This is a genomic window from Pseudoalteromonas sp. T1lg76 (assembly GCF_002964725.1).
Classification (GTDB): domain Bacteria; phylum Pseudomonadota; class Gammaproteobacteria; order Enterobacterales; family Alteromonadaceae; genus Pseudoalteromonas.
In genome coordinates this window covers 1-26,886 of sequence record NZ_PQCE01000035.1, presented here as the reverse complement: position 1 = coordinate 26,886, position 26,886 = coordinate 1, and the positions used below count along the sequence as shown (strand labels likewise).

At 51.2% G+C, this 26,886-nt stretch carries 22 protein-coding genes and 1 other RNA gene; 14 read left to right on the top strand and 9 right to left on the bottom strand.

Annotation, left to right across the window (positions count from 1 at the left end; all coding sequences use genetic code 11):
• On the top strand, positions 1 to 771 hold the full coding sequence (gene lpxA / locus C2M35_RS13210) for an acyl-ACP--UDP-N-acetylglucosamine O-acyltransferase (protein ID WP_105200526.1): 771 nt from the start codon (positions 1 to 3) through the stop codon (positions 769 to 771).
• 112 nt (positions 772 to 883) lie between these two features.
• On the opposite strand, the gene cydC is transcribed toward lpxA, so the two are convergent.
• From cydC to C2M35_RS13185, 5 genes are read right to left on the bottom strand one after another with little or no spacing between them, the layout of a single operon-like run.
• The gene (gene cydC, locus C2M35_RS13205; protein WP_105265548.1) at positions 884 to 2,602 is read right to left on the bottom strand and encodes a thiol reductant ABC exporter subunit CydC; all 1,719 of its coding nucleotides are present in this window, start codon (positions 2,600 to 2,602) and stop codon (positions 884 to 886) included.
• A complete protein-coding gene (gene cydD, locus C2M35_RS13200; protein WP_105265547.1) occupies positions 2,595 to 4,373 on the bottom strand; it encodes a thiol reductant ABC exporter subunit CydD in 1,779 nt (592 codons plus the stop codon). The genes cydC and cydD overlap by 8 nt, the downstream gene beginning before the upstream one ends.
• Before the next feature lie 4 nt (positions 4,374 to 4,377).
• The gene (gene cydX / locus C2M35_RS13195; RefSeq protein WP_105190793.1) at positions 4,378 to 4,503 is read right to left on the bottom strand and encodes a cytochrome bd-I oxidase subunit CydX; all 126 of its coding nucleotides are present in this window, start codon (positions 4,501 to 4,503) and stop codon (positions 4,378 to 4,380) included.
• 9 nt (positions 4,504 to 4,512) lie between these two features.
• The gene (cydB, locus tag C2M35_RS13190; protein ID WP_105215531.1) at positions 4,513 to 5,652 is read right to left on the bottom strand and encodes a cytochrome d ubiquinol oxidase subunit II; all 1,140 of its coding nucleotides are present in this window, start codon (positions 5,650 to 5,652) and stop codon (positions 4,513 to 4,515) included.
• Positions 5,649 to 7,223 carry a cytochrome ubiquinol oxidase subunit I gene (locus C2M35_RS13185; protein ID WP_105258380.1) on the bottom strand — a complete coding sequence of 525 codons (1,575 nt, stop codon included), beginning with the start codon at positions 7,221 to 7,223 and terminating at the stop codon, positions 5,649 to 5,651. The genes cydB and C2M35_RS13185 overlap by 4 nt, the downstream gene beginning before the upstream one ends.
• Positions 7,224 to 7,507: 284 nt before the next feature.
• Here C2M35_RS13185 and lpxB point away from each other — a divergent pair, with 284 nt between their 5' ends.
• The 7 genes from lpxB to C2M35_RS13150 all read left to right on the top strand — a co-directional run bounded on the left by lpxB (position 7,508) and on the right by C2M35_RS13150 (position 17,619).
• Positions 7,508 to 8,665, top strand: coding sequence for a lipid-A-disaccharide synthase (gene lpxB, locus C2M35_RS13180; protein WP_105265546.1), 1,158 nt, complete (start codon positions 7,508 to 7,510; stop codon positions 8,663 to 8,665).
• On the top strand, positions 8,655 to 9,251 hold the full coding sequence (gene rnhB / locus C2M35_RS13175; protein WP_105265545.1) for a ribonuclease HII: 597 nt from the start codon (positions 8,655 to 8,657) through the stop codon (positions 9,249 to 9,251). The genes lpxB and rnhB overlap by 11 nt, the downstream gene beginning before the upstream one ends.
• A 3-nt stretch (positions 9,252 to 9,254) precedes the next feature.
• Positions 9,255 to 12,746: a DNA polymerase III subunit alpha gene (gene dnaE, locus C2M35_RS13170; RefSeq protein ID WP_105265544.1), complete on the top strand. Its 3,492-nt coding sequence runs from the start codon at positions 9,255 to 9,257 to the stop codon at positions 12,744 to 12,746.
• Between the two features lie 16 nt (positions 12,747 to 12,762).
• Positions 12,763 to 13,719: an acetyl-CoA carboxylase carboxyl transferase subunit alpha gene (gene accA, locus C2M35_RS13165; RefSeq protein WP_105200518.1), complete on the top strand. Its 957-nt coding sequence runs from the start codon at positions 12,763 to 12,765 to the stop codon at positions 13,717 to 13,719.
• Between the two features lie 64 nt (positions 13,720 to 13,783).
• On the top strand, positions 13,784 to 15,118 hold the full coding sequence (tilS, locus tag C2M35_RS13160) for a tRNA lysidine(34) synthetase TilS (RefSeq protein WP_158677983.1): 1,335 nt from the start codon (positions 13,784 to 13,786) through the stop codon (positions 15,116 to 15,118).
• On the top strand, positions 15,076 to 15,456 hold the full coding sequence (locus tag C2M35_RS13155; RefSeq protein WP_105200516.1) for a hypothetical protein: 381 nt from the start codon (positions 15,076 to 15,078) through the stop codon (positions 15,454 to 15,456). Before tilS ends, C2M35_RS13155 begins: the two co-directional genes overlap by 43 nt.
• A 195-nt stretch (positions 15,457 to 15,651) precedes the next feature.
• Positions 15,652 to 17,619 carry a monovalent cation:proton antiporter family protein gene (locus tag C2M35_RS13150; protein ID WP_105265542.1) on the top strand — a complete coding sequence of 656 codons (1,968 nt, stop codon included), beginning with the start codon at positions 15,652 to 15,654 and terminating at the stop codon, positions 17,617 to 17,619.
• A gap of 16 nt (positions 17,620 to 17,635) precedes the next feature.
• On the opposite strand, the gene C2M35_RS13145 is transcribed toward C2M35_RS13150, so the two are convergent.
• Positions 17,636 to 18,775, bottom strand: a complete 1,140-nt coding sequence (locus tag C2M35_RS13145; RefSeq protein WP_105200514.1) for a patatin-like phospholipase family protein — start codon at positions 18,773 to 18,775, stop codon at positions 17,636 to 17,638.
• 147 nt (positions 18,776 to 18,922) lie between these two features.
• Here C2M35_RS13145 and C2M35_RS13140 point away from each other — a divergent pair, with 147 nt between their 5' ends.
• From C2M35_RS13140 to C2M35_RS13105, 6 genes are all read left to right on the top strand, one after another.
• Positions 18,923 to 19,765 (top strand): DUF3014 domain-containing protein, encoded by an 843-nt coding sequence (locus tag C2M35_RS13140; RefSeq protein WP_105265541.1) that lies wholly within the window; start codon positions 18,923 to 18,925, stop codon positions 19,763 to 19,765.
• A gap of 240 nt (positions 19,766 to 20,005) precedes the next feature.
• An RNA gene (gene ffs / locus C2M35_RS13135) (signal recognition particle sRNA small type) lies at positions 20,006 to 20,102 on the top strand.
• Positions 20,103 to 20,404: 302 nt separating this feature from the next.
• The gene (locus C2M35_RS13130; RefSeq protein WP_234000067.1) at positions 20,405 to 20,608 is read left to right on the top strand and encodes a helix-turn-helix domain-containing protein; all 204 of its coding nucleotides are present in this window, start codon (positions 20,405 to 20,407) and stop codon (positions 20,606 to 20,608) included.
• Positions 20,609 to 22,143: 1,535 nt separating this feature from the next.
• Entirely contained in the window at positions 22,144 to 22,827 is a 684-nt protein-coding gene (locus C2M35_RS13115) for an energy transducer TonB (protein ID WP_105265540.1), read from the top strand.
• Between the two features lie 58 nt (positions 22,828 to 22,885).
• The gene (locus C2M35_RS13110) at positions 22,886 to 23,506 is read left to right on the top strand and encodes an RNA polymerase sigma factor (RefSeq protein ID WP_105265539.1); all 621 of its coding nucleotides are present in this window, start codon (positions 22,886 to 22,888) and stop codon (positions 23,504 to 23,506) included.
• Complete coding sequence (locus C2M35_RS13105) at positions 23,506 to 24,120, top strand: hypothetical protein (protein ID WP_105265538.1); 615 nt, start codon at positions 23,506 to 23,508, stop codon at positions 24,118 to 24,120. Before C2M35_RS13110 ends, C2M35_RS13105 begins: the two co-directional genes overlap by 1 nt.
• A gap of 51 nt (positions 24,121 to 24,171) precedes the next feature.
• On the opposite strand, the gene C2M35_RS13100 is transcribed toward C2M35_RS13105, so the two are convergent.
• Genes C2M35_RS13100 through purM form a run of 3 tightly spaced genes read right to left on the bottom strand, consistent with a single transcriptional unit; the run spans position 24,172 to position 26,628 of the window.
• A complete protein-coding gene (locus tag C2M35_RS13100) occupies positions 24,172 to 24,972 on the bottom strand; it encodes a DUF3108 domain-containing protein (protein ID WP_105265537.1) in 801 nt (266 codons plus the stop codon).
• Positions 24,905 to 25,576, bottom strand: a complete 672-nt coding sequence (gene purN / locus C2M35_RS13095) for a phosphoribosylglycinamide formyltransferase (RefSeq protein WP_105265536.1) — start codon at positions 25,574 to 25,576, stop codon at positions 24,905 to 24,907. Before purN ends, C2M35_RS13100 begins: the two co-directional genes overlap by 68 nt.
• Positions 25,576 to 26,628, bottom strand: coding sequence for a phosphoribosylformylglycinamidine cyclo-ligase (gene purM, locus C2M35_RS13090; RefSeq protein WP_105265535.1), 1,053 nt, complete (start codon positions 26,626 to 26,628; stop codon positions 25,576 to 25,578). Before purM ends, purN begins: the two co-directional genes overlap by 1 nt.
• Positions 26,629 to 26,886: the final 258 nt, after the last annotated feature.

The following is a 26,886-nucleotide window of genomic DNA, read 5'->3' as shown; positions in this document are numbered from 1 at the left end:
GTGATCCATCCGACCGCAATTATCGAACCCGGTGCAAAACTTGCTGATGATGTTCAAGTTGGCGCTTATAGCTATATAGGCAATGACGTTGAAATCGGTGCAGGTACTATTATTGAATCTCATGTGGTAGTAAAAGGGCCGTCTAAAATCGGCAAAAACAACCACATCTTTCAATTCGCATCGGTAGGCGAGGCGTGCCAGGATAAAAAATACAAGGATGAACCAACGCAGCTTATCATAGGTGATAACAATATTATTCGCGAATGCGCCACCATTCACCGTGGCACCATTCAGGATCAGGGTATCACCAAGATTGGCAGCAATAACCTGTTTATGGCCTATACCCATGTTGCGCATGACGCAGTGATTGGCGACAACGTTATTTTTGCGAATAACGCCAGTGTCGCGGGCCACGTGCACATAGGTGACTGGGTGATCCTAGCGGGTAACTCAGGCGTGCATCAGTTCTGTAAAGTGGGTGCTCATGCCTTTATCGGCATGTACTCGGGAGTAAACCAGGATGTGCCACCGTATGTGACTACAATCGGCACGCCTGCGCGCCCGGTGGCTATCAATACCGAAGGCTTGAAGCGTCGTGGTTTTGAATCTGACGAAATCATGGCCCTGCGCCGTGCTTATAAGACCCTATTCCGAAAGGGATTGAAGGCCGATGAAGCACTGGCACAGCTGCAAGAGGAAGTGGCTAACTTCCCAGCCATTCAGCCTATGATCGACTTGGTTAACAGCTCTACGCGCGGCATTATTCGTTAGTTTAAGAGCTGCAAACTAGCAGAGCAGAAATATATGAAAAAGCGCTAACTCGGTTGGTAAACCCGGTTAGCGCTTTTTTTATGCCTGTGTAAATATGATTGCGGCTGTTTCGCTAGTTAAGCAACTGGCTGATGGCACGATACTCCTCATACTGCTGATATAGCTCCTTGTGGCTAGCCACAGCTTTTATCTGGCCTTCGTCCATCCACAGCACCTTATCCATATGACTCAGCAGTGAAGTTTCATGAGTGCTTATGACCAGGGTTTTGTTTTGTGTCAGGGTTAAGACCGCATCAAAGACCTTGCTTTGATTATCACCGTCCAGGCCGCGGGTGGGTTCATCCAATATCAGCACTTGTGGGTCGCGCAAAAATAGTTGCGCCAGGTGCAAACGTCTGGCTTCGCCGGCGGACAGCTGGCGTCCGGTGGCCCCTACTTGGGTGTCCAGGCGCTTAATCATTTGCTTTACCGTGGCCGCCAGTTGCGCCTGTTCGAGCGCCGACCAGATTTCTTCATCAGTGGCATCCTCCTTGGCAAGAAGCAGGTTTTCTTTAATGGTGGCGCTAAAGGTGTGGCTGAATTGATTCAGCACGCCCAACTCTTGATTAAGCCAAGCGGCGTCGAGCATCTCTACGTGAGTATCAAACGCCAAAAACGTTCCCTGTTGTCGCTGGAGCTGCGCCGTTAGCAGGCCAAGCAAGGTGGACTTGCCGGCGCCGCTTCTGCCTATTATGGCCAGCTTCTCACCTCGCTTTATGTCCAGGGACAAGGATTGAAAAACAGGGGGCTGATTTGGGTAGGCAAAGCAAACTCGGTCGAGGGAAAAGATAAGCTCGGCGTGCGCTTTTCCTTGTTGCACCTGTGTTGGCGTTTTATCCACTTCGGCTAGTTGGGCGCGAATGCGCCCGGCGCTGGCCAAGGTGAGCTCCAGTTTTAGCATGGCATCGGGCAGCATTAACACGGACTCAAAGGCACCTAATACTAAGAGCACCAGCATGGCCAGCTCAACCTGTGCCAACTGACCACTATTGACCAGTGGGATCAAGGCCACAAGTGCCATAACTATCGTCAGCTGGCTGATAAGCAGTGACAGCCCCTGATGGGTGGCAAACCAGCGATGTGCCTTTTGTTGCTCCTGCGCCAAGGTGCGCTGCGCCTTATCCAGATCTTGCCAATATTGTTGTGCGGCGCCCGCCAAATGCAGCTCTTTTAAGCCGCGCGCGCCCTCTACCAGGCATTCACTTAACTTGCTTTGCGCATCCTGGGTGCGTTTGCCGACCCCTTTTAGATTACGACTAAGCCAGGCGGGCAAGATGACTCCGGTAATGAGCAAGGCCGCAAGGGTCACCAGCATCAGCACAGGGCTGTAGCTGCCGAGCACCCAGGCAATTAAGGGTAAGGCCATGACAGCCAATAACAGGGGTACCAGAACGCCGATATAGAATTCATCGAGTTGCTCAACGTCTTCCTGCAACTGTGACAGGCGTTGCCCGACACTGGTAAAGCTCTGCAAGGAAGCCTGGGTGAGGGCAGCGAAAATGCGCACCCGCAGGGTTTTAAGTATTAAAAAGGTGGTGTTGTGATTGACCAGGCGCTGGGCGTAGCCGCTGGCGGTACGAACGATGGCCAGGAAGCGAATAATGCCCGCCGGGGTGAAGTAGTTCATGGTCATCCCTTGTAAACCCGCGGCGGCCATGGCCGCCAAAAACCAAGCGGAAACGGCCAGCAGGGTAATATTGGCGGCCAGGGCAAGAAAAGCCAAAAATAGACCTAACAGCGCCCAGCCAAGGTGGGGGCGAATGAGGGAAATAAGAAAGCGCCAATTAGCCATAAACCACCTCCGGTGCCTTAAGCATGCAGCCAAGCTGTGAATGAGTATCGGCGGCAAGCTCGTTATAGCTGCCTTGTTCTATCAGCTCACCCTGTTTAAGTACCAGGACCTGATTGGCTTGGCTCAAGGTATTGAGTCTATGGGCAATGATCACCACCAGGGTGTGTGCGCTGATGCGCTCAAGACAGGCCTGCACCTTTTGTTCGCTAAGCTTATCGAGCGCCGCCGTGGGCTCGTCTAAAAAGATCACATCCGGTTGCCGTAATAGGGCTCTGGCCAGGGCTAAACGTTGTATCTGACCGCCGGATAGACCCTGGCCCAATTCGCCGATTTTTGTATCGTACTGATGGGGCAGAGCCATGATAAAGGCGTCCAAATCCAGCTCTTTACAAAGCGCGCGTATAGCCTCAAGGTCGATAGATTCGCTGCCGAGGGCAATATTCTCGGCCAGGGTGCCACTGAATAAGGTGGGCGTTTGCGCGACCCAGGCAATGCGCTCTTGATAGCTGGCAATATCGATATCCGTTAACGGTATGCCATTGATGCGTATGGCTGAGTTTGCTTGCGGATATAAGCCCATCAAACAGTCCATCAGGGTGGATTTGCCGGCGCCGCTTTGGCCTACCAGGGCGAGTATGCCGTTAGCTTCGGTGCTAAAGCTGATATTTTTTAGCACCGCATTGGCGCCCTCATCAAGTCGCAGGGATAAATCCTGCACTTCTAACTTGGTGATAGATGCTAGCTTGGCCTTATCCCGCGTATTTTTTGGCAGGGGAGTTTGCTGCAGCTCTTGTGTGCTCAAAAGCGCCAGCATGGAGTCGGCGCTGGCCAGACCCTTGAGCTTGGCATGGTAATGCTGCCCCAACTGACGCAGTGGCAGATAAAACTCAGGTGCCAACAAGAGCACCACAAAACCCGTGGCAAAATCCAGGGTGCCGAAATACAAACGAAAGCCGATGATCACGGCCACCAGGGCAATGCTGATAGTGGCTAAAAATTCCAGCGCCAGGGTGGAAATAAAGGCGATACGTAATACCGACAGAGTCGATATACGAAACTGATCCGCCATCTGCTCAACGCGTTTAACCTGGCTCTGGGCGCTGTTAAATAGTTTTAATTGAGTCAGGCCGTTTAGGCGGTCAAAAAAGAACTGCCCCATATACTGTAGGCTTTGCCAATTTCGCTCATTCAGCGCTTGCGCCTTATAGCCAATGAGGATCATAAAAAATGGAATAAGCGGCGCGGTAATAAGAAAAATAAGCCCGGACTTCCAGTCGATGGGAAATACCACGGCGATAATGGCAAAGGGAATAAGCCCAGCATAGGCTACCGCCGGCAGGTATTTGGCGAAGTAATCGTGCAGAGCTTCAACACCCTGGTTGAGGGTGAGTACCCACTCCGATGCCGGGCGGCTCGCTGAGCCGTTTTCTTGCTGTTTGACCAAGGCTTTCCACAGGGCTTCACGCATCGCCAGCTTGATATTGAGTGCACTGCGCTCAGCCATGGCGCGACTGGCTCCTATCAAGAGCGCCCGCAGTAGACCTAATCCCGCCAGCAAGTACAGGGCTTGTGTCTGCTCGGCTAAGTCTTGCCCGGCAAACATCACCTTATGGCACAACTGCGCCAGCACATAGCAACTGATGATCATCAACACGCCACTGCTAAAGCCCAAAAATATGCTTAGCAGCAAAGGGCGGTTATGGGGGCGGGTAAATTCCTTTAAAAAGGCGCGCAGCTGGAGTTGCTGCGCGCGATTTGGTTGGGGGTTCATGAGCTTAGAAGTGCTCCTGCTCGTCGTCTGCAATACTGTCGGTGTGCTGTTGCATTTCATACCACATCACATTAATTACGCCGAAAGCAACGGCAAAGAGTACCCCTAATATCCAAGCGAAATACCACATAATGCCTCCTTAATAGCTGCCGTGAGAGTTGTTTTCGATTTCTTCATGACTGACTCGACGCCACATCTTCACATAACACCAGGTGGTGTAACTCAGGACTATGGGCAGCAGCAGTGCCACCACGATAAACATGATGTTAAGGGTCATATGGCTGGAAACCGCATCCCAAATGGTCAGACTCATATTGGCATCATGGCTTGAAGGCATGATGAAGGGGAACAGGCTGGCGCCAAAAGTCATAATAATGCCAACCAGCATTAAGCTGGTGAGGATAAAGCCCAGTCCGGCCTTGTTGCGCCAAGAGCAAAGTAGAGCCAATACGCCAGCCACATAAGCCAGTACCGGGAAGGCCATACTCCACGGCCGCTGCTGGTAGCCATCGAGCCATAAACCGGTGCCTGTTTTCACTGTTTTTGCTAAGGGATCGGCATGGCTACCGGGCTCGGCCATGGTGATAATTTGCATGCCCTCGATTTGCGTTAACCAGACTCCGGCAATGGCAAAGCCCACCAGAGCTAGGATCAATGCCAGGCGACCCAATTTAGCGGCGCGTGAGGCGACCGGATCTACGGTGCGCAGTTGCAACCAGAGACCGCCATGGGCGACCAACATGGTCACGCTAATAAGGCCACAAAGTAGGGCAAAGGGGTTGAGCAGGGCAAAGAAAGAGCCCAAATAGCTGACCCGCATAAGATTATCTATATGCAAGGGCACCCCTTGGATCAGGTTGCCAAAGGCGACACCAAAAATGAGTGCGGGAATAAAGCTGCCGGCAAAGAGTGCCCAGTCCCAACGGTTGCGCCAAGTCGGGTTATCCAGCTTGGAGCGATAGTCAAAGGCCAAGGGGCGGAAAAACAGTGCAAACAGCACCAGCATCATGGCGAAGTAAAAGCCGGAAAAAGCCGCTGCATACACCATGGGCCAGGCTGCAAATAAGGCGCCACCGGCGGTGATCAGCCAGACCTGGTTGCCGTCCCAGTGTGCGCCGACGGTGTTAATTACCACACGGCGCTCGACATCTTTTTTGGCGACAAAGGGCAGCAAGACCGCGGCGCCCATGTCCATGCCATCGGTGATGGCAAAGCCGATAAGCAGGGCACCAATTAACAGCCACCAGATCAGTTTAAGGGTTTCGTAATCGAAAATCATACCTGAGTCTCCTTAAGGGCGGCCTGGCGTTCAAAATAATACTTGCCGGTGTGCAGCGAGCTGGGACCCTGTTTAATAAAGTGCAGCATCAACCACACCTCGATAATGGCGAGTATGGTGTAGAAGATAATAAAGCCGGTCAGGGAGATCAGCACATCATTAAAGGTCAGGCTGGAGGTGGCCATAAAGGTGGGCAGCACTTCGGAAATTGCCCAGGGTTGGCGACCGAATTCCGCCACAAACCAACCTGTTTCTATGGCTATCCAAGGCAGGGGAATGGCAAATAAGGCGGCCTTAAGCAGCCAGCGTTTTTTCTCAATCACCCGCTTGGCGTTGTAATAGAAAGAAGCGGCGAAGATAAACAGCATGATCATCCCACAGGCCACCATAACGCGGAAGGTCCAGAACAGCGGACCGACGGCAGGGATCGAGTCCTTCACCGCCATAGCGATTTCTTCTTCACTGGCGTTATAGACATCATCGCGATAGCGCTTAAGCAACAAGCCATAGCCGAGATCGGCCTTGTACTTGTCAAATTCGGCAACGATCTCGGGGCGGGTATCACCATTGCGCAACTTTTCCAGATAGCGATAGGCAATCATGCCGCTGCGGATCCGTACCTCGTGCTGCTGCTGTAATTCCTTGATACCAGTGACCTCTTCATCCAGGGAGCGGGTGGCAATAATGCCCATCACATAGGGGATTTTAACCGCAGCGTGGGTTTCCTGTGCCTCTGAGTCGGGAATACCGAACAGAGTAAAGGCGGCGGGGGCGGGTTCGGTTTCCCATTCCGCTTCAATGGCGGCCAGTTTAACCTTTTGCACCTCGCCGACCTCATAACCGGACTCATCGCCGAGCAAGATGACACAGAGCACCGAGGCTAAACCAAAGCTACAGGCCACCGAAAACGAGCGTTTGGCAAAAGCCACGTCGCGCCCTTTAAGCAGGTAATAGGCGCTGATCCCAAGCACAAACATGGACGCGGCGACATAACCGGCGGACACGGTATGAATAAACTTCACCTGGGCAACCGGGTTGAAGACCAGCTCGCCAAAGCTTTGCATTTCCATGCGCATGGTTTGGTAATTAAATTCTGAGCCCACTGGGTTTTGCATCCAGCCGTTGGCGATAAGGATCCACAGCGCCGAGAGGTTGGTGCCTATGGCCATGAGAAAGGTAACACCCAGGTGTTGCACCTTGGTCAGACGGTCCCAGCCGAGGAAGAACATGCCAACAAAGGTGGATTCGAGGAAGAAAGCCATCAGGCCTTCGATAGCGAGCGGCGCGCCGAAGATGTCGCCGACATAATGCGAATAGTAGGACCAGTTGGTACCGAATTCGAACTCCATGGTCAGTCCGGTGGCGACCCCAAGCGCAAAGTTGATACCGAATAACTTGCCCCAAAACTTGGTCATATCACGATATATTTCTCGCCCTGTCATCACATAGACGGATTCCATTATCACCAAAATCCATGTCATCCCTAACGTCAGTGGCACGAATAAAAAGTGATAGAAGGCCGTTATTGCAAATTGCAGACGGGATATGTCTACAAAGGATTCATCTATCATGGTTTACCCCTAATGTAAGATGTTTGAACTTTCAGTAATAACTGAAAGCTTGCATAGTATCCGTACTTATTGGTTAACAGTCAACCACACATTAGCAGTTGCTAATTTATAAAAAAATTCATTGCGATGAAAAAACAGCCGGCTTGCGCTCTGTGCCAAGGGATGAAAAAATCGGCTATTTTTCAGCGCCGTGGATTTGTGCTCCGCTAAGGTTTTAAGCACACCCTAAACAGGGTAGACTAGGCTGTTAATAATAACAGTGGTATATGGGAAACCCCCTTTAGATGAGCGCAGCAGCTAAACCTCTACGTATCGGTATTGTTGCCGGAGAAATGTCGGGCGACATTCTCGGCGAAGGCCTGATGAAAGCGATCTTGAAATCTCACCCGGATGCAGAGTTTGTCGGCATCGGTGGCCCGCGTATGCAGGCGCTAGGCTGTGACAGCCTGTTTGATATGGAAGAGTTGTCTGTGATGGGCTTGGTTGAGGTGCTCTCGCGTTTGCCTCGCCTGCTGCGTATTCGCAAAGGACTGGTGCAGCATTTTATCGCTAACCCGCCGGATGTGTTTGTCGGTATCGATGCGCCGGATTTTAATCTGCGTGTTGAACTGCCGCTTAAAGAAGCGGGCATCACGACTGTGCATTATGTCAGCCCTTCGGTGTGGGCATGGCGACAAAAACGTATTCATAAAATCGCCAAAGCCACTAACCTGGTGTTGTCCCTGTTACCCTTTGAAAAAGCATTTTACGATGAGCATCAGGTGCCCTGCACCTTTGTCGGTCACACCCTGGCCGATGATATTGCCGTTGAACAGGATAATACCCAGGCGCGGGAGCAATTAGGTTTATCTCCTGAGGATAAGGTGCTTGCTTTGCTACCCGGCAGCCGAGGCTCCGAGGTTGGCTTGCTAACCCCTACCTATGCGCAAACCGCTGAGCGTTTGCAACAGCAAAATCCGGACTTAAAGGTGGTGGTGCCTTTGGTTAATGAAGCGCGTAAGGAGCAGTTTTTAGCACTGCAACAGGAGCATGCGCCAAAGCTTAAGGCCATTCTGCTTGACGGTCAGTCCAGCTTAGCCATGCAGGCCAGCGACGCCATTTTGCTGGCCTCCGGGACCGCCTCATTGGAAGGCATGTTGTATAAAAAGCCCATGGTGGTGGGCTATAAGCTTAAACCTATGACCTACTGGATGGTGCAAAACGTCTTTACCTTTACCATCAAGTATTTCTCGCTGCCGAACCTGCTGGCCGATGAAGAATTGGTGCCCGAGTATTTGCAACATGAATGCAATGTCGACGCCTTGTGTGCGGCGCTGGAGCCGCGTCTGTACGGTGATAACAGCGCCTTAATCGCTCGTTTTACCGAAATCCATCAGAATATTCGTTGTGATGCCAGCCGTCAGGCGGCCAAAGCCGTATTGGAGCTTATCGATGCAAATTAATCGCCCAGACGTACAATATATTGCCGGTGTCGATGAAGTAGGGCGCGGACCCTTAGTGGGCGATGTGGTCACCGCCGCGGTGATCCTCGACCCCAAAAAGCCCATTGCCGGTCTGACCGACTCGAAAAAGCTAAGCGATAAAAAGCGCCAGGCACTGAGCGAAGAAATCAAAGAAAAAGCCCTGAGTTACTGTATTGCCCGCGCCACGGTGGAAGAGATTGACGAGCTCAATATTCTCCACGCTACCATGCTGGCCATGAGTCGCGCCGTAGCCGGTTTGGATATTACCCCCGACTTTGTGTTTGTTGATGGTAACCGTTTGCCAGAGCTCGATATGGCGGCGCAGGCCGTGGTGAAAGGGGATGCGCTGGTGGCAGAGATCAGTGCCGCATCCATTTTGGCCAAGGTGGCGCGCGATCAGGAAATGATCGAGCTTGATGCCCAGTATCCTCAATACGGTTTTGCCGGGCATAAAGGCTATCCGACCAAGGCGCATTTTGAAGCCTTGGCCGAGCATGGTGCCCTTGAGCAGCACAGAAAAAGTTTTAAGCCCGTACAAAGGGTACTGGCCGAGCGAGGACAATAAGCAATGGCAGCACCTCAGTTCGTTCATTTACGGGTTCACAGTGACTTTTCCATGGTCGATGGCCTGGCTAAAACCAAGCCCATAGTCGCCAAGGCGCAGGAGTTGCAACTCAGCGCTCTGGCTATTACCGATCAAATGAACCTATGCGGCCTGGTGCGCTTTTATGGTGCTGCCCATAGCGCCGGCATTAAGCCCATAGTCGGTGCCGATATCTGGCTCAATACCCCGGAATTTCCCGACGAGCCTTGTCGTTTATTGCTGCTGGCGAAAAACAATCAAGGTTATAAAAACCTCACCTTGCTTATTTCCAAGGCCTATTTGCGTGGTCATGTGATGCACCGTGCCATGGTCGACAGAGACTGGCTGGCGGAGCATGGCGAAGGCCTGATCATTATCAGCGGTGGTAAAGACGGTGACTTGGGTAAGGCACTGCTTAAGGGCAACGCCGGTATTATCGAAGAGATCAGCCAGTTTTATCGCACCCATTTTCCCGGTGATTATTATTTAGAGCTGATCCGCACCTCGCGCGCCGACGAAGAAACTTATTTACACCTGGCGGTTGAGCACGCCTATGCGCATCAGCTGCCTGTGGTGGCCACCAACGAAGTGGTTTTCTTAAAACCGGATGACTTTGAGCCCCATGAAATTCGTGTGGCCATCCATGATGGTTACACCCTGGAAGATAAGCGCAGACCCAAGCGCTTCTCGCAGGAGCAATACCTAAAAACGCCCGAGCAAATGACCGAGCTGTTTAGCGATATTCCCGAGGCGCTGCAAAACACGGTGGAAATTGCCAAGCGCTGTAACGTCACAGTGCAACTGGGCACCTATTTCTTGCCGGATTACCCCACGGGTTCGCTGAAAATCGAGGACTTCCTGGTTAAGGTATCCCGCGACGGCCTTGAAGAGCGTTTACAGTTTTTATTCCCTGACGAGCAGGTGCGTGCCGAGCGCCGCGGTGAATACGACGAGCGTTTGCAAATCGAGCTCGATGTAATCAACCAAATGGGATTCCCCGGTTACTTCTTGATCGTAATGGAGTTCATCCAGTGGTCCAAAGATAACAATATTCCCGTGGGCCCGGGGCGGGGCTCGGGTGCAGGTTCACTTGTGGCCTATGCCCTGAAGATCACCGACCTGGATCCGTTGCAGTTTGACCTGCTATTCGAGCGATTTCTAAACCCAGAGCGGGTCTCCATGCCCGACTTCGACGTCGATTTCTGTATGGACCGCCGCGATGAGGTAATAGACCACGTAGCCAAGTTGTATGGCCGCGATGCGGTATCCCAGATTATCACCTTTGGTACCATGGCGGCCAAGGCGGTTATTCGTGACGTGGGCCGGGTGCTGGGTCACCCTTATGGTTTCGTCGACCGAATTTCCAAGCTGATCCCAGGCGATCCGGGTATGACCCTGGCCAAAGCATTTGAAATCGAACCGCGTTTACCCGAAGCCTATGATGGTGACGAGGAAGTACGCGACCTGATAGACATGTGCCGTATTCTCGAGGGCTGTACTCGTAATGCCGGTAAACACGCCGGTGGTGTTGTAATCTCACCGACTACCATCACAGATTTTGCCGCCCTGTACTGCGATGAAGAGGGCAAGTTCCCGGTTACCCAGTTCGATAAGAACGATGTAGAAACCGCCGGTCTGGTTAAATTCGACTTCCTGGGTCTGCGTACACTGACTATTTTGCAGTGGGCCCTGGATATGACCAATGAGCGTCTCGCCCGTGAGGGCAAAGCGCCGGTGGATATCAATGCCATTCCGCTGGATGACAGACCCAGTATTGAGCTCTTGCTGCGCGCCGAAACCACGGCGGTATTCCAGCTCGAATCCCGCGGTATGAAAGACCTTATTCGCCGTCTTAAGCCTGACTGCTTCGAAGATATGATAGCCCTGGTGGCCCTGTTCCGTCCGGGGCCACTGCAATCGGGCATGGTAGATAACTTTATCGACCGTAAGCATGGTAACGAGGAAATCTCTTACCCAGATGCCCAGTACCAGCACACCAGCTTGCAACCCATTTTGGAGCCGACCTATGGCGTAATCCTGTATCAGGAGCAGGTTATGCAAATCGCCCAGGTTCTCGCCGGGTACTCGCTCGGTGGCGCCGACTTATTACGTCGAGCCATGGGTAAGAAGAAGCCGGAAGAAATGGCCAAGCAGCGCTCGACCTTCGAAGAAGGGGCGATACAAAATGGCGTTGACGGCGAACTGGCGATGAAAATCTTCGACTTGGTAGAGAAATTCGCCGGTTATGGTTTTAACAAATCACACTCCGCCGCGTATGCTCTGGTGTCGTATCAGACCCTGTGGATGAAAACCCATTATCCATCCGAATTTATGGCTGCGGTAATGTCGGCGGATATGGATAACACGGATAAAATCGTTACCCTGGTGGACGAATGTGAAAACATGAAGCTCACCTTGTTGCCACCGGATGTAAACGCCGGCCTGTATAAGTTTACCGTGAACAAGCAAGGCGAGATTGTCTACGGCATAGGTGCGATCAAAGGCGTGGGTGAAGGCCCGGTAGAAGCGATTTTGAGCGCCCGTGAGCAGGAAGGGCCGTTTAAGGATCTGTTCGACTTCTGTGCCCGAGTTGATTTAAAACGCCTTAATAAGCGGGTTATCGAAAAGCTGATTATGGCCGGTGCCATGGATAAGCTGGGACCGGATCCTGTGCAGGGTGGTCGCGCCATCTTGATGGCTTCATTGCCCGAGGCGATTAAATCCGCCGAGCAGCACAATAAGGCTGAGCAACTCGGTCAGGGCGATCTCTTTGGCCTGCTTGCCACTGAGCCGGAAGAGGTTGAACAAGCCTTTAAACGAGTGCCATACTTTACCGATAATCAATGGCTTGACGGTGAGCGTGAAACACTGGGATTATTCCTAACCGGGCACCCAATAAATCAGTATCGTGGCGAACTTAAGCACTATACTAGCGGTAAACTCGTCGATCTGACGCCGACCGAGCGAGATGTGCAAACCACGGCGGCGGGCTTGGTGATCAGCGCCCGAACTTTGATAAATAAGAAGAATAAACGCTGGGGATTAATCACCTTAGATGACAAGAGTGCCCGTCTTGATGTACGCTTATTCCCAGAACAGTTTGAAATGTTCCAAGAATTGCTGCAAATCAACAATATCTTGGTGATAACTGGACAGGTCAGCTTTGATAACTTCTCTGGCGGCATTACAATGACCGCCCGAGACGTCTGTACCCTCGCCGAGGCCCGTGAAAAACGCATTAAAGCGATGAAAATGACGGTGGATATGGCACAAGTTGACGACAACTTCTTCGAAAAGTTGGAAAAAGTGCTGGAACCGTATAAGTTTGGCACCTGTCCGGTAAAAATACTGTACCGGCGACCAGATGCCTTGGCTGAGCTGGAACTAGGAACACAATGGTGTGTGACGCCTGCGGATGACTTAATTCATAAGTTATCCCTGATGGCGGCACAAAATATAGAATTAGAATTTAATTAAATGGGTTAATGAGCGCATGAGTCTCAATTATTTGGATTTCGAACTGCCAATTGCCGAATTGGAAGCGAAGATTGAAGAGCTACGTCACGTCAGTCGAGCGGGCGAGCTGGATTTAGGGCTGGAAGAAGAAGTCGGTCGCCTAAAAGAGAAAAGTGTTGAACTAACTAATAAAATCTTTTCTGAACTAGGTGCCTGGCAGGTCTCGCAACTGGCTCGTCACCCCCTGCGTCCTTACACACGTGATTACATCGAGCGTATTTTTACCGAGTTCGACGAACTCGCGGGCGATCGTGCATTTGCAAACGATCCGGCCATTCTTGGTGGTGTAGCGCGTTTAGATGGTGAGCCGGTTATGGTTATCGGTCAGCAAAAAGGCCGTGACACAGCTGAAAAGATCAAACGTAACTTTGGTATGCCAAAGCCGGAAGGTTACCGTAAGGCCTTGCGCCTGATGGAAATGGCCGAGCGTTTTAAAATGCCAATTTTCACCTTTATCGACACTCCGGGTGCCTACCCAGGTGTAGGCGCGGAAGAGCGTGGCCAAAGTGAAGCCATCGCCCGTAACCTAAAAGTAATGGCAGCGTTGAAAGTACCAACCATCTGTACCGTGATCGGTGAAGGTGGTTCAGGTGGTGCCCTTGCCATTGGTGTGGGTGACCGCGTTAACATGCTGCAATACAGCACTTATTCGGTAATTTCTCCAGAAGGTTGTGCATCAATCCTATGGAAGAGTGCTGAGAAAGCACCATTGGCTGCTGAAGCCATGGGTGTAACCGCGCAGCGCGTTAAAGAGTTGGATTTGATCAACAACATTATCGAAGAGCCGTTAGGCGGCGCGCACCGCAACTACGATGCCATGGCCAAGAGCCTGAAGGCACAGCTTAAGCGTGACCTGGCCGACCTGCGTCAAAACAGCGTTGAAGAAATGCTGGACTTGCGCTACAAACGCTTAATGAGCTTCGGTTACTGTTAAGCAAAAAAGGCCGCTCAGTCGGCCTTTTTTAATGCCAGTCTAATATCGCCTAATGGCCAGCCTTATGTATACACGCTTTGCCACACAATTAGCACACCTCCTTAATGAGCTGCCCGACTGCCAAGGCTTGGCGGTTGCTCTGAGCGGCGGCCTCGACTCCATGGTGTTGCTTGAGCTTGCCCAGCGTTATGCCAAGGACAAGGGTATGCCCTTGTGTGCCATTCATATCCATCATGGTTTAAGTGCTAACGCCGAACATTGGCTGGCCTTTAGTGCCGAGCAATGCCGGATGCGTGGTATTGCCTTTTATAACGAGCGGGTTACCCTGTCGGATAAAACCAGGCTGGGTATTGAAGCCAAGGCGCGCCAGGCTCGTTATCAAGCCATGGATATGGCCTTGCCTGCAGGCTATGCGCTGCTTTTGGGTCAGCATAGTGACGACCAGGTAGAAACCTTCTTCCTGCGCTTGAAGCGAGGCGCTGGTCTCAAGGGACTTGGCGGCATGCAGGCGCTAAGCTACTGGCAACAACGTCCTTTACTTAGACCCTTACTGGGTATTAGTCGCAAGCAATTAAAGCACTATGTCGAAAGTCATGGCCTTGAGCATATTCACGATGAGTCTAATGATGACAGCCGCTTCGACCGTAACTTTCTGCGTAACCAGGTCTTGCCGCTACTTAACAAACGTTTCCCCGGCTTTAGCGCTAAGGTGGCGCAAACCACTGAGTTACTGCAACAACAGCAGCACCTGCTTGATGAGATTGCCGCCCAAGACTTAACTCAATTGGCTGTTAATCCGCAGCAGCTAAGCCTGGCGCCATTAATGGCCTTAGGCGCGGCTCGTGCCAATAATGTGTTGCGCTACTGGCTGCAAAGCCATGATGTGGCCATGCCTTCGCAATTGCAGCTGCAAAGCCTGTGCGAGCAGCTGTTAAGTGCCCGTGCCGATAGTCAGCCGAGTTTATCGCTGCGCACTCATAGTGGCGCTGAGGTGAGTGTACGTCGCTTTAATGAGCAGCTGTACTTGGTTGAAAACCAAGTCGAATTATTGGCACAGCAACTAAGTTGCCCAGGCGCCCTTACCCTGAAAGATGCACGTGTTTTAACCTGTGAGCCGGGGCAGGGAGTCAGAGCGCCAAATGCCGATGAGCAGGTCTGGGTGCGCTTTGGTGTGCTTAATGCCCGTATTCGTCCACAGCACAAACCCTATGGCAATAAACTAAGTCACTGGCTCAAAGAGCTTAAGGTACCGCCCTGGGAGCGCCAACGTATCCCGCTTATTTTTTATGGCGATACCCTAGTGGCAGTGGTGGGTTACTTTTATAATTACGACTTTTTGGCACAACAAGGATTGCAATGGCAATTGAAACCAACTCTTCCCCAAAGCCCCCTCATGTAGGTTTATCTTTGGTGCAAAAAGCACCCTTGGCTACGCTGGTTACCTTGATTTTGCTGGCTGTGGTGGTCGGTGTTTATGGGCCAATGTGGTCTGTATTGGTGATTGCGCTTATTGCCGGAGTCGGTTGCGGTGTTTTGTTACTCGCCTATTGGCTGGGTAAGGGCGGCATCTATTTTATTCTTGGCTTGTTGGTGCCCTTGCTGGCCGTGATCTTCGCAGAGTTGCCAAACTTTATTTCCCTGTTTCAGCTTATTTTGACGTTCTTTTGTGGTTTTTGGTCGTCGTTATGGGCGCTTAAACTCGTCAATGGCACGGCAGATAAACCCGGGGCGCCGTGATAGGTGTTGCGAGCACTGAATTTGGCCTGTTAAGGCCTTATCGGCGCGCTCAGTATGTACCGCTGTTAAGACTAACTTCGTCTAGCATTTCCATGCTAGAACTGTGCCTGTAATTCAAACTAGCCATAAAACAACGCCTTGCTATAGTTAGTGAAGGGTCATTGGTTGGTCGGGTGTTGACGTTACAGGAGCGCCATGCAGCAGCTGTTTATCGAAGTTATTGGCTTGTTAGTCAGCGCTGTGGTGCTGGTATGGCTGTTTAAACGCCTGGGTCTGCCGGTGATACTCGCCTATCTGGTCACCGGAATTATGGCCGGTCCCCACGGTTTCGACTGGCTTGCCAGCGGCTCACAGATGCATGGCATTGCCGAGCTCGGCATCGTATTTCTGCTCTTTAGTCTGGGCCTGGAGTTCTCTTTTCCCCGCTTGTTGGCGATGCGCAATATCGTATTTGGCGTTGGTTTATTGCAAGTGCTGGTGACCTCGAGCGTTTTCTTTTTCTGCCTGTGGTTATTTTCTTTCGATACCCTAAGTGCTTTTGCGGTGGCGACCCTGGTAGCATTGTCGTCTACCGCCGTGGTGGTGAAATGCCTTAAAGACAGTGGTCAGTTGCAAAAGCGTCGCGGCCAGTTGGCGGTGGGTGTCTTGTTATTTCAGGATCTGGCCGTGGTGCCCTTGCTGATCGCCATCCCTTTATTGGCAAACGACACAGAGCAATCGTTACTTTATAGCCTGGCCTTTGCACTCGGCAAGGGCGCCTTGGTTTGCGCCTTGCTGTGGGCCATAGGCAAGTGGCTGTTGCCGCTTATCTTTAATGAAGTGGCGCGGATGCGCAATGAAGAGCTTTTTGTACTCACCACCTTGCTGGTAACCCTGTTCGCCGGTGGATTGACCTATTGGTTTGGTCTGTCTATGGCCCTGGGAGCCTTTTTGGCCGGTATGATGCTTGGTGAGAGCCAATACCGGCATCAACTGGAAAGCGATATACGCCCATTTCGCGACATTCTGATGGGCTTGTTTTTTGTTACCGTGGGCATGCAGCTGAGCCTGCTGTATGTGTTCTCAAATCTGCATATAGTGCTTGCGGTGCTGGTGGCCATGATGTTGCTTAAATGGGTGATTCTAGCGCTGATAGCCCAGCTTTTGGGGGAGCGTAAAACCGATGCCTTCAGTGCCGCCATCATGCTTTGTCAAATGGGTGAATTTGGCTTTGTGCTGGTGGCCTTGGCGAAAACCCATGGCATTTTGGCTACCGAGTTAGCGTCCTTGCTTATTGCTGTGGGCGTGTTGTCTATGGCTATCACCCCTTATCTGATCGACTGCGCGCCGCGCTGGGTGCACCGCCTCTTTGCAACTTCAAGCGAGCCGGATCAGATCAATTGTGTCGATGAGCGCCAGAGCGAACATGTGATCATTTGCGGTTCTGGTCGAGTCGGTCAAAATATCAGCCGTTTTTTACGTGCCGAAGCGCTGCCCTTTGTGGCTATAGACTTAGACCCCTACCTGGTGCAGCAAGGGCGTTTGGCCAATTATCCCTTGATGTTCGGCGATGCCACACAAAAGGGGATTCTCCAGCGTGCGGGCACCGCCAATGCGCGCCTCGTGGTGATCACCTTCACCGATCTGGCTAAGGTCAAATTAGTGACCGAAGTGATTAAAGAGGTGGCTCCTGAGGTTAAAATTTTAGCGCGCATGCCGGATGATGCGCACCTTGAAGAGCTTAAAGAATGCGGCGTGTCCGAGGTGGTGCCCGAGTCGCTCGAGGCGAGCCTGATGCTCTCTTCCCATGTTTTATTTATGAGTGGCGTACCCATGAAGCGGATCCTACGGCGTGTGAGTCAGGAGCGGGAAAATCGTTATTCCCTATTGCATAGCTTTTATATTAGTGATGAGGCCCCACACAGAGAGCTTCACAGCGACCGTTTAGAGTATCTGCATGTGATGGCCTTAGGGGATAACGCCTATGCTGTGGGTAAAACCATTGCCGAATTAAATCTGGGTCTGCGCCGCGTTAGTCTGGCGGCTATGCGCCGCCATGGTGAGGAAATTGACGACCCTTGCGCCGATACTGTATTGCAAGGTCAGGATGTGCTGGTGCTTAAGGGCAAGCCGCGCCGGGTGGAGCGTGCCGAGCGTTACTTACTCAATGGTAGCGAAGCCTGATCAATTCATGCTTGAGCTAATCCAAACTCAAAAAGTGGCGCAGCTCGGGTAATTTATCGAGTCCGTCCTGGTAGCCGAGGTCGATCAAATGTTGGGTATAGCGTTTCTCAAAGAGCAGGTAGCTGGGTAAGCTTGACTCGCTGTAGCGCTTCACACCAAAGCCACGCAGTAACAGGCGAATGGCGAGGGGCATATCGTCGTAATATTCGCTGCTTATGGTATTAAAGTTGTGCGAGGGATTAATAACAAAGGTGTCGATATGCTTGAGCTCTTTGTGGTCTTCACGGTCTTTTAGCAGGCTTAGGGTACGGTTAATGCGTTCAACGCGTTCCAGATCTGCCTGCAGGGTATCGGCGAACACACTGTCTAGCAGGTGGCCGGCAATATGTGAGATACCCGGATAATGCGGGGCATACTTGCGGTTTTCATCTTTCGGGGCCTCGACACCGATAACAAAAATGCGATCGGCGCCAAGGTGAATGGCACTCGAAAGCGGTGACATTTGGTGGATGGAACCATCACCATAATATTGCTGTCGAATTCTTACACTGGGGAACACCACGGGGATGGCACTGGAGGCCATCAGGTGTTCCATATGGATACGGGTTTTTAGTCCCTGGCGTCTCACCCGTTGCCAGGGTTCGGCGTTATGGCTTTGAAAAAAGGTAATGGAATCGCCGTTACTGTAATTCGAAGCGGTGACCGCCAAGGCATCTATGATCCCGCGGTGAATATTGCGGTCGATGCGCTCCATAGGCAGGACGTCGGCCAGCAGGCGCCTAAGAGGCGCGTTATTAAACAGGCTGCCCGGGGCATGGTTGGCATGGCCGGAGCGAAAGCTGGTAAGTATGTTGCGAAGGATATGGCCAAAAACATGGGCAAAGTCACTGCGGTAGACGTCCGAGGTATGAAATTGGCTCCACACAGCATCAAGCTTGCGGCTGGCCAAGTGGGCACAGGACGCCCAGCAGCCTAATGCCACGGAATTGATTGCCCCGGCAGAGGTGCCGGTGATAATACGAAACGGTAGCGGGGCGGTACGCGGTAGGCTATGAGTGAGGGCCTTAAGCACCCCCACCTGATAAGCCGCACGAGCGCCACCGCCGCTTAAAAACAATGCTGTGCCTTTTTGACCGCAATTAGTTTGCTTTCGCATATTATTTGCACTTAAATGGAGACCTAGCTTTAATGTAAAAGATTCTTCAGTAAAAAGAAACGTATAGGCAAGCGCGTTGTCAATGTTGGCACTGCCACTGATGGCCACCGCCCTTGCTGAAACCGTGGTTATGTTAACGGAGCACCTATGAAAGAGCAGCCCCCCGAACAAGACACGAAAACACCGAACAGAAATACCCTGTTATTTGCCGCCATCGTTGTTGTGGTGTTGATGATTGTCGTGGTTATCGCCCTCAGTAATCAGCAGCAACCGACTGAGCCGGCACCTGTTGCCGAGCCCAAAGAGGTGGTTATTGAGCCGCAAGAGCCCGAACCCGAGTTAGAGCCGCAGCCAACCCCTGAGCCTGTTCAGCCCGAGCCCGTTCAGCCAGAGCCTGAGCCGGTAATGGAAGAGCCCCTACCAAGCCTGGATGAGAGTGATACCCAAGTCAGCGAGCGCGTAGAGCAATCCTTGGCCGCCAGCAGTGCCGAACTATTGGTTAATGATGATTTAATTCGTCGCACAGTGGTGTTTGTTAATAACCTCGCCGCCGGTCGCGTTGCCACTAATCACTCGCCGGTGACTAAACTGCAAGAGCCGTTCAGCGTAGTTGAAGGCGATGTGCTGACCATGGACCCGCAAAGTTTTAAACGCTATGACCCTTATGTGGCCATTCTTACGGCCCTGGACAGCGAGCAGCTTTTGGCGCTTTATAAACGCTTCGAGCCACTTTTTGTCGAAGCTTATGGTGAAGTAGGTGAGCCGGGTACCAGCTTTGAGCAGCGCCTGGTGCAGGCCATCGACCTGGTACTGGCAACGCCGGAGATGACCACACAAATTCCGTTGTTGCGCGATTCGGTTACCTATAAGTACGCCTATTCAGAATGGGAGAACCTGCCGCCGGCGCAAAAGCAATTACTGCGCATGGGCCCGGAAAACGTGGCCAAGGTGAAAGGGGTGTTACGCGAGTTACGCACCCAGCTTGATTAAATGCCGGTAATAAGAGAGCGGGTGGCACTGCCATTCGATTCTCGATAGCACAATAGCACAGAGGTGGGCTGGCCATCAGGCTGGCCCAATAACCTAAACTCGTGCCTAACAGACAACCAACTGTTTGTTTACTAGGCAGTTAACCTGTATTTATTGGGCAATTCACGGATTTCCCTTGAATCTCGCCGTTAAAGTCGGGATAATCCCTCCTGCGCCCAAAGAGGCCCACTATGGTGGCCTTATTGGTCCTCTCGCAACACTAGCATGTGAACCTGGTCAGGCCCGGAAGGGAGCAGCCACAGCGTGTGATGTGTGTGCCGAGATGTGGCTGGTAAGGCTACCACCCAACTTTCTCTCCCCCTTGCTTTTTGAAGTGTAAATCTGCAAGTTTTAATTTAAAACTGACATAAATTTGAATTGAGAAATATCCTTATTTAATGTTTCTCACGTTTTGCATCGCCGCATACATCTTAGGCTTGCTTTTTTCTCGCACGTTTTTCACTTTCTCTCTATATAGCAACTGCTCACTCAACAGGAATACCCTAAAAATATCGCGCACCCCCTGCTACCGAAAAATTCAGACTATCAGTAGACAATAGGTCATCGCATACGCACAGCGAGTTAGCACAACAAGCTCATATGAGTGCGTCGTCATTTAGGCAGCATTTCAAAAGTACTACAGGCACTAGTCCGTTGCAGTATTTGAAAACGTTACGCTTGCAAGAGGCGAGAGAGCAAACGCTAATCAATGGCCTTGATGCAAGCCAATCGAGCGGTGTTGTGGGGAAAGCCCCTCTCAGTTCTCTCGAGAGTACAGTCATCTGTTTGGTTTACCACCGCTAAAAGAAGTACAGCGACTAAAGCAGCAACAAGTTTAAATCAAAAAATCGGCACCTCATGGTGCCGATTTTTGTCTGTTGCTTTATGTCACTAAAGAGCGATCTAGAGACGTTCACAGTCATCTAGTGCAACTTGCTCAATTCTACAAAGCCGACGTTCGGCTAACGCATTTCTGCCCCACAATGAGTTAACATAAATGCTCTAAGGGTGATTTTGAGCGAAAAGCTAACGTTCATGCTTCCACCTAACTTACTGTTTATACATCCATAATCGATGAGTTTCTCCCATAGTCAGGAAAACGATCCAATGGGTCGTTTTTGTCGTGTCCACGTTTATAGCAACGTAGCGTAACTTCAATGCTGGCAAGCACTTCCTAAGTTTGCTATCAATGGTCATAGGACAAAAGCGAGACAGATTGCGGCAGAAAAACGACCCAATCGCTCGATATTAAATTGTTATGTGTTTCAAGCTGAACATCATGGACAAAGTTGTTTTGAAAAAATACGTTGGTTTAATCAGCAATATATTTTTGGCTTGCATAGTAGTTGTGTACTTAATACTGATCTTCAAAGCGCGGGAGGAGTTTAGTTTTACTCTACTAGCAGTGCTATTGGGTCTGGGGTTAATCGCAATTGTCACGTTAGCTAAATCAACGATTAGTAAAAAAAATAATGGTAAAAACACATAACAAGGCGCTGTTGTTGCCACTATCGTGGCTGGGACGGCTTACGCTGCGCTTCAGCCGCCCCAAAGCTTTGCGTTCTCACCGTCCGCTTTTGGCACAAAAGAGTCATCCGAAGGTCATTATTGGGACAGGGGAAAGTTTTTGTCATCTTTTACTTCACTAATACCTCTGAAGTGCCTGAAATTGGCATGGGCTTTATGACAACTTTCACTTCAAACAACCGAACCCTACTCGAATAAGGTCTAAGATTAATTACAAACACCTTTAGTAAAAACCAATAAATAATGGGGGCGCGAAAAAGGATATGAAATGTCCAGAGTGTGATTACACAGAAATTAAGTATTGGGATGTACTAAGTAAGCCTAGGAAGTTACGTTGCCCTCAATGTAATACTTCCATTGGTACCCACTCACTTATCTATTTTATTTTTTTGCTTAGTGTCATTTCTCCAGTTTTTATACTCGATTTCTTTCCAACGTGTGACCCTTTATTGCTGGATATACTTATTATATTGCCTTTGCTGGTGGGTGGGTTTACTGGCTATTTCTTGGTATGGGTGTTGCCTCTACTCAACAAGGATAAAATGGCTTACAAACTCCAGGAGATTATATTTTGGTCAATTATGGTGTTTGTTGTTGTGTATGCCTTCGTTGGATAATTCCTTGTTGTGTTAATTTCAACGCTTCTATCAATACGAATTGCTGTGTGAACTGTGTTTAAGCTCAACCCAAGTAAGGGTAGGGCATGCTCTATGCAAAAGTCTTAAAAATATTTTCACCCCTTTTTATACCCCCATGCGTTTTCTTAGTAAGCACCTTACTTGTCAGGGTGTCAGTTTTTAAGGGGAAAGAGCATGGAAAATACATTGAATATTACTCATGGCGCTCACCAGAGTGGCACATACGAACCGGGTTTTGAGCCCAGCCATAATCTGATTGCACCAGGTTTTAAGGCGGTTGCCTTTGCCTTAGCCGCTGCGGCGATCACTTTGGCGACCTTTAGCTTTATGGTGTCGCTGTTGACCGCAGAGCAACGTGCGCCCATTGAGGTGTTTGACGATGTCATTGTGGAAATCATGGAGCCGCCCAAGCACACCAAGGTGATCAAAAAAGCCAAGCCGGTGCCACCTAAGGTTGAGCCAAGGCCAGAATCAAGGCCAAGCCTGGTTGCCGACCCAGGTGGTGAGGTGCTGACGTTAGCGCCGACATTGCCGGATGTGGGCACCGAGATGTCGGACTTGGGGGAATTTTCATCCATGTCTCGCGATACCGCCATGCCCTTGGTGCGGGTACCGCCGCAATACCCAGCGACCGCCGCCCGTGAGGGGATCGAAGGTTATGTCATACTGAGCTATGATATTTCCCCAACCGGTCAGGTTATCAATGCTAAGGTAATTAGCGCCGAGCCCAAGCGGATTTTTGATCGTGAGGCCCTTAAGGCGCTGAGTAAATGGAAGTTTAGCCCTAAGGTTGTGGAGGGTGTGGCTAGGAGCCAGCCCAATCAACAGGTAAGATTAGACTTTAACTTGCAAAATTAGTCGCCTAGGGCGCCACCCTGGATTTGAGCCCAGGGTGTCGCCGATTTAAGGAGTGAAGATGCTAAAAGCGGTTGCCACACGGATATTTGCGCCCTTGTCGCCAAACTATAGCCACTATAGTGACGAGCAATTGGCGCAACTGGCCGCCGACAGCGCCAAGGCACGGGATGTCTTGGTGCTCAGGCTAAGCGACGATGTACTGTATTTTTTGCAGGCCCAGTTAGTGTCCTTAAGTGAGGATAGTCATACGCGGCGGCAATTGGCGCTCGATTTATTGCATGAGGTGTGGTTGCGCTGGTTGGCCCAGCCACAACGCTTTAGTCCGCAACAGCAGGGCAGTTTTAAGGCCTGGTTATTTAGCCTGGCCCGCAATCAGGTGATTGATTATGCCCGCAGGCAAAAGCGTCATCTACCGGTAGAAGAATGTCTGCAAGAGCCTAATTTGCACCTCGACGCCCAGCATATAGAGGGACTGATCATGGCCGCCACCGAGCAGCAATTAACAGCGGCGATAGCAGATTTGCCGCACTTACAACGCGAGGTTTTAACCTTGCAACTCGAGGGTTTTAGTTTGCAGGAAATTGCCCAGATCACCGCCAGCGCCCAAGAGAGTGTAAAAACCCGATTGCGTTATGCACGCGCAAAAATCGCCGCCACCATGGTCAAAGGAGCACAGTAATGGCAAACCGCGGATCAGACAAACTGGCCCAATGGCAGCAACAGCAAAAACAACAAAGCGCCCTGCAGGCACAGGAGAAAAAAGCCTTGTTGTCGGCCCTCGATTCGAGCCCCCGTAATTGCCGTAGCTGGTGGCATCAGGGTCAGTGGCTGATGGCCTGTGTGGCCTTATTAACCCTGGTGTCGGTCACCTGGCAGGCGGCAAAGCAAGAGCATGCGCCCCTGTATAGTGTTGAGAGCTATACGCGCATGGAAATTTTTGACCTCGCCGGTGGCGAGCAGCGCATGCGCATCAGCGACACGGTGCCAGCGCAATTGCGCAGCATAGATCAAGCCGAGCTGCAGCTGGCAAATCAGCTGCGGGTGCAACACCAGGCCTATGCGCTTGGCAGTGAAACGGAGCCGGTTCGTTTAGTGCGTTTAGTGCAAAATAAAGGCGATTGGTTGTTGGCCGATTGTCGGCAACAGGTGTTGATCGCCTTGAGCTCGGAACTGTTGAAACGAGTAGAGCACCCTGGAGTGAAATTGCAATCCGGCACCTTGTTGGCCTTGTCTTTTGACAGTAACGGGCAGCTGGTGGCAATACAGGGAGCGGGCAAGCATCAGCAGTGCTGAGGTAAGAGAGGTCAGGCGCTAAAGTGTAGCGCCTGGTTGTGTGTTCTCAGATTAGTGGGTTGCGGTACCCGACGTGTATTTGGCCAACTCCACCTGGAACTGTTCTACGCCGTCTTTGCCCTTGTACATGCGCACCATCATGTGGTCCATGCTCGGTGCAAACCAGGCAATGGCTTGGCGCTTATCGTTGTCGTACACCCGTTTCACCTTAATGGTTTCCACATTGCCTATGGGCAGGGTAATGGTTTCGTTGCCAACCACCTCGAATTGATACTCTCGGTCATTGCCTTTTTTATCCACTATGGGGTAGCTGAACTTGGTTTCGCCCTTGCTCAGCGCTTGACGTAGCGAGATCTGGTAAGAGAGTACGTCCTGGAAGTTTTGGTTCCAGGTGCATTCGAGCGGGTATTTGGACTGGTTGCTGAACACCTGCTGTTGCTGGTGATCAAAGCTGATCTTATAGGTTTTATCCGGACCTGTCCCGGTGCGCTCAAGCACATAATCAACGGGTAATACGGTGCCGTCGACAAATTTAAAACGGCTGCTTTCCTGGCGCTCGTCGGAGAAGATCATCCACTCAATTTCGCTGTGGTAGCTCAATTCATACAGGTTATCATCGACGCGAGTAAGGCTACGTTGCGCGGCACCATGGCGTTCTCCCTGACGGGTCACTATGTATTCGGCGCTGTATTCGTTGAGGGTAATTTGCGGCGCGGGGTTGGCGTCTTGTTGCTCGGCGTGAGCAAGATTGATACCGCAGCCAAGGACTGCGGCAATCAATAATTTAGCTGTCCAAGTGCGCGTTGAGGTCGGCGCCTTGGCTTGGAAGGGTGTTGTTATCGAGCACTGCATAGTTATCTTCCATTTTCAGTCGTTGTTCGCTGAACCACTTAACCACCAACGGATAGATAATATGTTCTTGTGCATGAACCTTCTGCGCCAAGCTGTCAGCCGTGTCATCACTTTCGATGGCCACCTGTGCTTGAACTATCACAGGTCCGCCGTCGAGCTCTTCGGTCACAAAATGAACGCTAACGCCATGCACTTTATCGTTTGCATCTAACGCACGCTGGTGGGTGTTCAGCCCTTGGTACTTAGGCAACAGGGAAGGGTGAATGTTCAACATTTTCCCTTTAAATTTTTGCACTAAGCCAGCTGTTAGAATACGCATAAATCCAGCTAATACAACACAGTCGGGTGAAAAACTCTCAATGAGGTCACCCAGAGCCACGTCATATTCTTCGCGTGAGGCAAACGCCTTGTGGTCTAACACTTTTGCTTCGATGCCAGCCTTTTTAGCTCGCTCAAGGCCGAATGCGTCGGCCTTATTAGAGATCACCGCGCAGATTTCAGCGGGGATGGTACCCGCTGCAACCGCATCAATGATGGCCTGAAGGTTAGAGCCACTGCCCGAAATAAGTACAACGAGTCGGGCAGGTACCTGGCCTGGTGTCATTATTGCGCACCGCCAAGGATTTCAACTTGCTCTTCGCCAGCGGCTGCATCTTGGATTTCACCAATGTGCCAAGCGTTTTCGCCCGCATCTTTAAGAATGCTCAGGCTTTGCTCTAGCTTGTCGGCAGGAACCACAAGCACCATGCCTACACCACAGTTAAAGGTGCGGTACATTTCGTGGGTTTCGATGTTGCCGTTGTCTTGTAGCCAGTTGAATACCGCAGGCCACTGCCAGCTGTCACCCTTGATCACGGCTTTAGCCGACTCAGGCAATACGCGTGGGATGTTTTCCCAGAAGCCGCCGCCTGTGATGTGTGAAAGCGCGTGTACGTCTACTTGCTTAAGTAGCTCTAGTACCGGCTTAACATAGATGCGCGTTGGCTCAAGCAGGTGCTCGCCTAGGGTTTTGCCTTCAAATTCGCTGTTGGTGTCGGCGCCAGATACTTCAAGAACCTTACGGATCAATGAGTAACCGTTTGAGTGCGGGCCGCTAGAGGCAAGAGCGATAAGCTGATCACCGGCAGCAACCTTAGTGCCGTCGATAATGCCTTCTTTTTCTACTACACCCACACAGAAACCAGCCATGTCGTAGTCGTCGCCTTCGTACATGCCAGGCATTTCAGCGGTTTCACCACCGATAAGGGCACAACCAGAAAGCTCACAACCCGCGCCAATGCCAGTAACTACGTCGGCAGCCGTGTCCACGTCTAGTTTGCCGGTGGCATAGTAATCAAGGAAAAATAGTGGCTCGGCACCTTGAACGATAAGGTCGTTAACACACATGGCAACCAGGTCGATGCCTACGGTGTCGTGCTTTTTAAGGTCGATTGCAAGACGCAATTTAGTGCCCACACCATCGGTACCGGCAACTAAAACAGGCTCTTTGTAGCCAGTCGGTAGCTGACATAGCGCACCAAAGCCGCCGATGCCGCCCATCACTTCAGGACGTTTGGTCTTTTTCACAACGCCTTTAATGCGTTCTACTAGGGCGTTACCCGCATCGATATCAACGCCGGCATCTTTGTAGCTAAGAGACTGTTTTTGTTCGCTCACAGGGTTTCCTCAAAATTTAATTTAGGGGTGATCAGGGTCTGTTGACCTTTGTTGTTTGTTTCTGCAGCAGTTTGTAGCAGATTTGTACAAGGCGTCACATGTGTGGTGTAGTTATTCTACATAAACATGTAACAACACAGTAGAAATGCGCTACAAACGCTGCCCTGTGGGTTCATCTAAACGCATCCTGCTCTGTGTTACTCGCTATGAACATAGGCGAGCAAGACCGAAGCAATGCTTCGCAGCTTAGCGAGGTGA

Excerpts from the sequence above, each read along its gene's own strand:
- cydC (WP_105265548.1), bottom strand. The coding sequence starts at position 2,602 with ATGGCTAATTGGCGCTTTCTTATTTCCCTCATTCGCCCCCACCTTGGC.
- cydD (WP_105265547.1), bottom strand. The coding sequence starts at position 4,373 with ATGAACCCCCAACCAAATCGCGCGCAGCAACTCCAGCTGCGCGCCTTT.
- cydX (WP_105190793.1), bottom strand. The coding sequence starts at position 4,503 with ATGTGGTATTTCGCTTGGATATTAGGGGTACTCTTTGCCGTTGCTTTC.
- cydB (WP_105215531.1), bottom strand. The coding sequence starts at position 5,652 with ATGATTTTCGATTACGAAACCCTTAAACTGATCTGGTGGCTGTTAATT.
- C2M35_RS13185 (WP_105258380.1), bottom strand. The coding sequence starts at position 7,223 with ATGATAGATGAATCCTTTGTAGACATATCCCGTCTGCAATTTGCAATA.
- lpxB (WP_105265546.1), top strand. The coding sequence starts at position 7,508 with ATGAGCGCAGCAGCTAAACCTCTACGTATCGGTATTGTTGCCGGAGAA.
- rnhB (WP_105265545.1), top strand. The coding sequence starts at position 8,655 with ATGCAAATTAATCGCCCAGACGTACAATATATTGCCGGTGTCGATGAA.
- dnaE (WP_105265544.1), top strand. The coding sequence starts at position 9,255 with ATGGCAGCACCTCAGTTCGTTCATTTACGGGTTCACAGTGACTTTTCC.
- accA (WP_105200518.1), top strand. The coding sequence starts at position 12,763 with ATGAGTCTCAATTATTTGGATTTCGAACTGCCAATTGCCGAATTGGAA.
- tilS (WP_158677983.1), top strand. The coding sequence starts at position 13,784 with ATGTATACACGCTTTGCCACACAATTAGCACACCTCCTTAATGAGCTG.
- C2M35_RS13155 (WP_105200516.1), top strand. The coding sequence starts at position 15,076 with ATGGCAATTGAAACCAACTCTTCCCCAAAGCCCCCTCATGTAGGTTTA.
- C2M35_RS13150 (WP_105265542.1), top strand. The coding sequence starts at position 15,652 with ATGCAGCAGCTGTTTATCGAAGTTATTGGCTTGTTAGTCAGCGCTGTG.
- C2M35_RS13145 (WP_105200514.1), bottom strand. The coding sequence starts at position 18,775 with ATGCGAAAGCAAACTAATTGCGGTCAAAAAGGCACAGCATTGTTTTTA.
- C2M35_RS13140 (WP_105265541.1), top strand. The coding sequence starts at position 18,923 with ATGAAAGAGCAGCCCCCCGAACAAGACACGAAAACACCGAACAGAAAT.
- C2M35_RS13130 (WP_234000067.1), top strand. The coding sequence starts at position 20,405 with ATGAGTGCGTCGTCATTTAGGCAGCATTTCAAAAGTACTACAGGCACT.
- C2M35_RS13115 (WP_105265540.1), top strand. The coding sequence starts at position 22,144 with ATGGAAAATACATTGAATATTACTCATGGCGCTCACCAGAGTGGCACA.
- C2M35_RS13110 (WP_105265539.1), top strand. The coding sequence starts at position 22,886 with ATGCTAAAAGCGGTTGCCACACGGATATTTGCGCCCTTGTCGCCAAAC.
- C2M35_RS13105 (WP_105265538.1), top strand. The coding sequence starts at position 23,506 with ATGGCAAACCGCGGATCAGACAAACTGGCCCAATGGCAGCAACAGCAA.
- C2M35_RS13100 (WP_105265537.1), bottom strand. The coding sequence starts at position 24,972 with ATGCAGTGCTCGATAACAACACCCTTCCAAGCCAAGGCGCCGACCTCA.
- purN (WP_105265536.1), bottom strand. The coding sequence starts at position 25,576 with ATGACACCAGGCCAGGTACCTGCCCGACTCGTTGTACTTATTTCGGGC.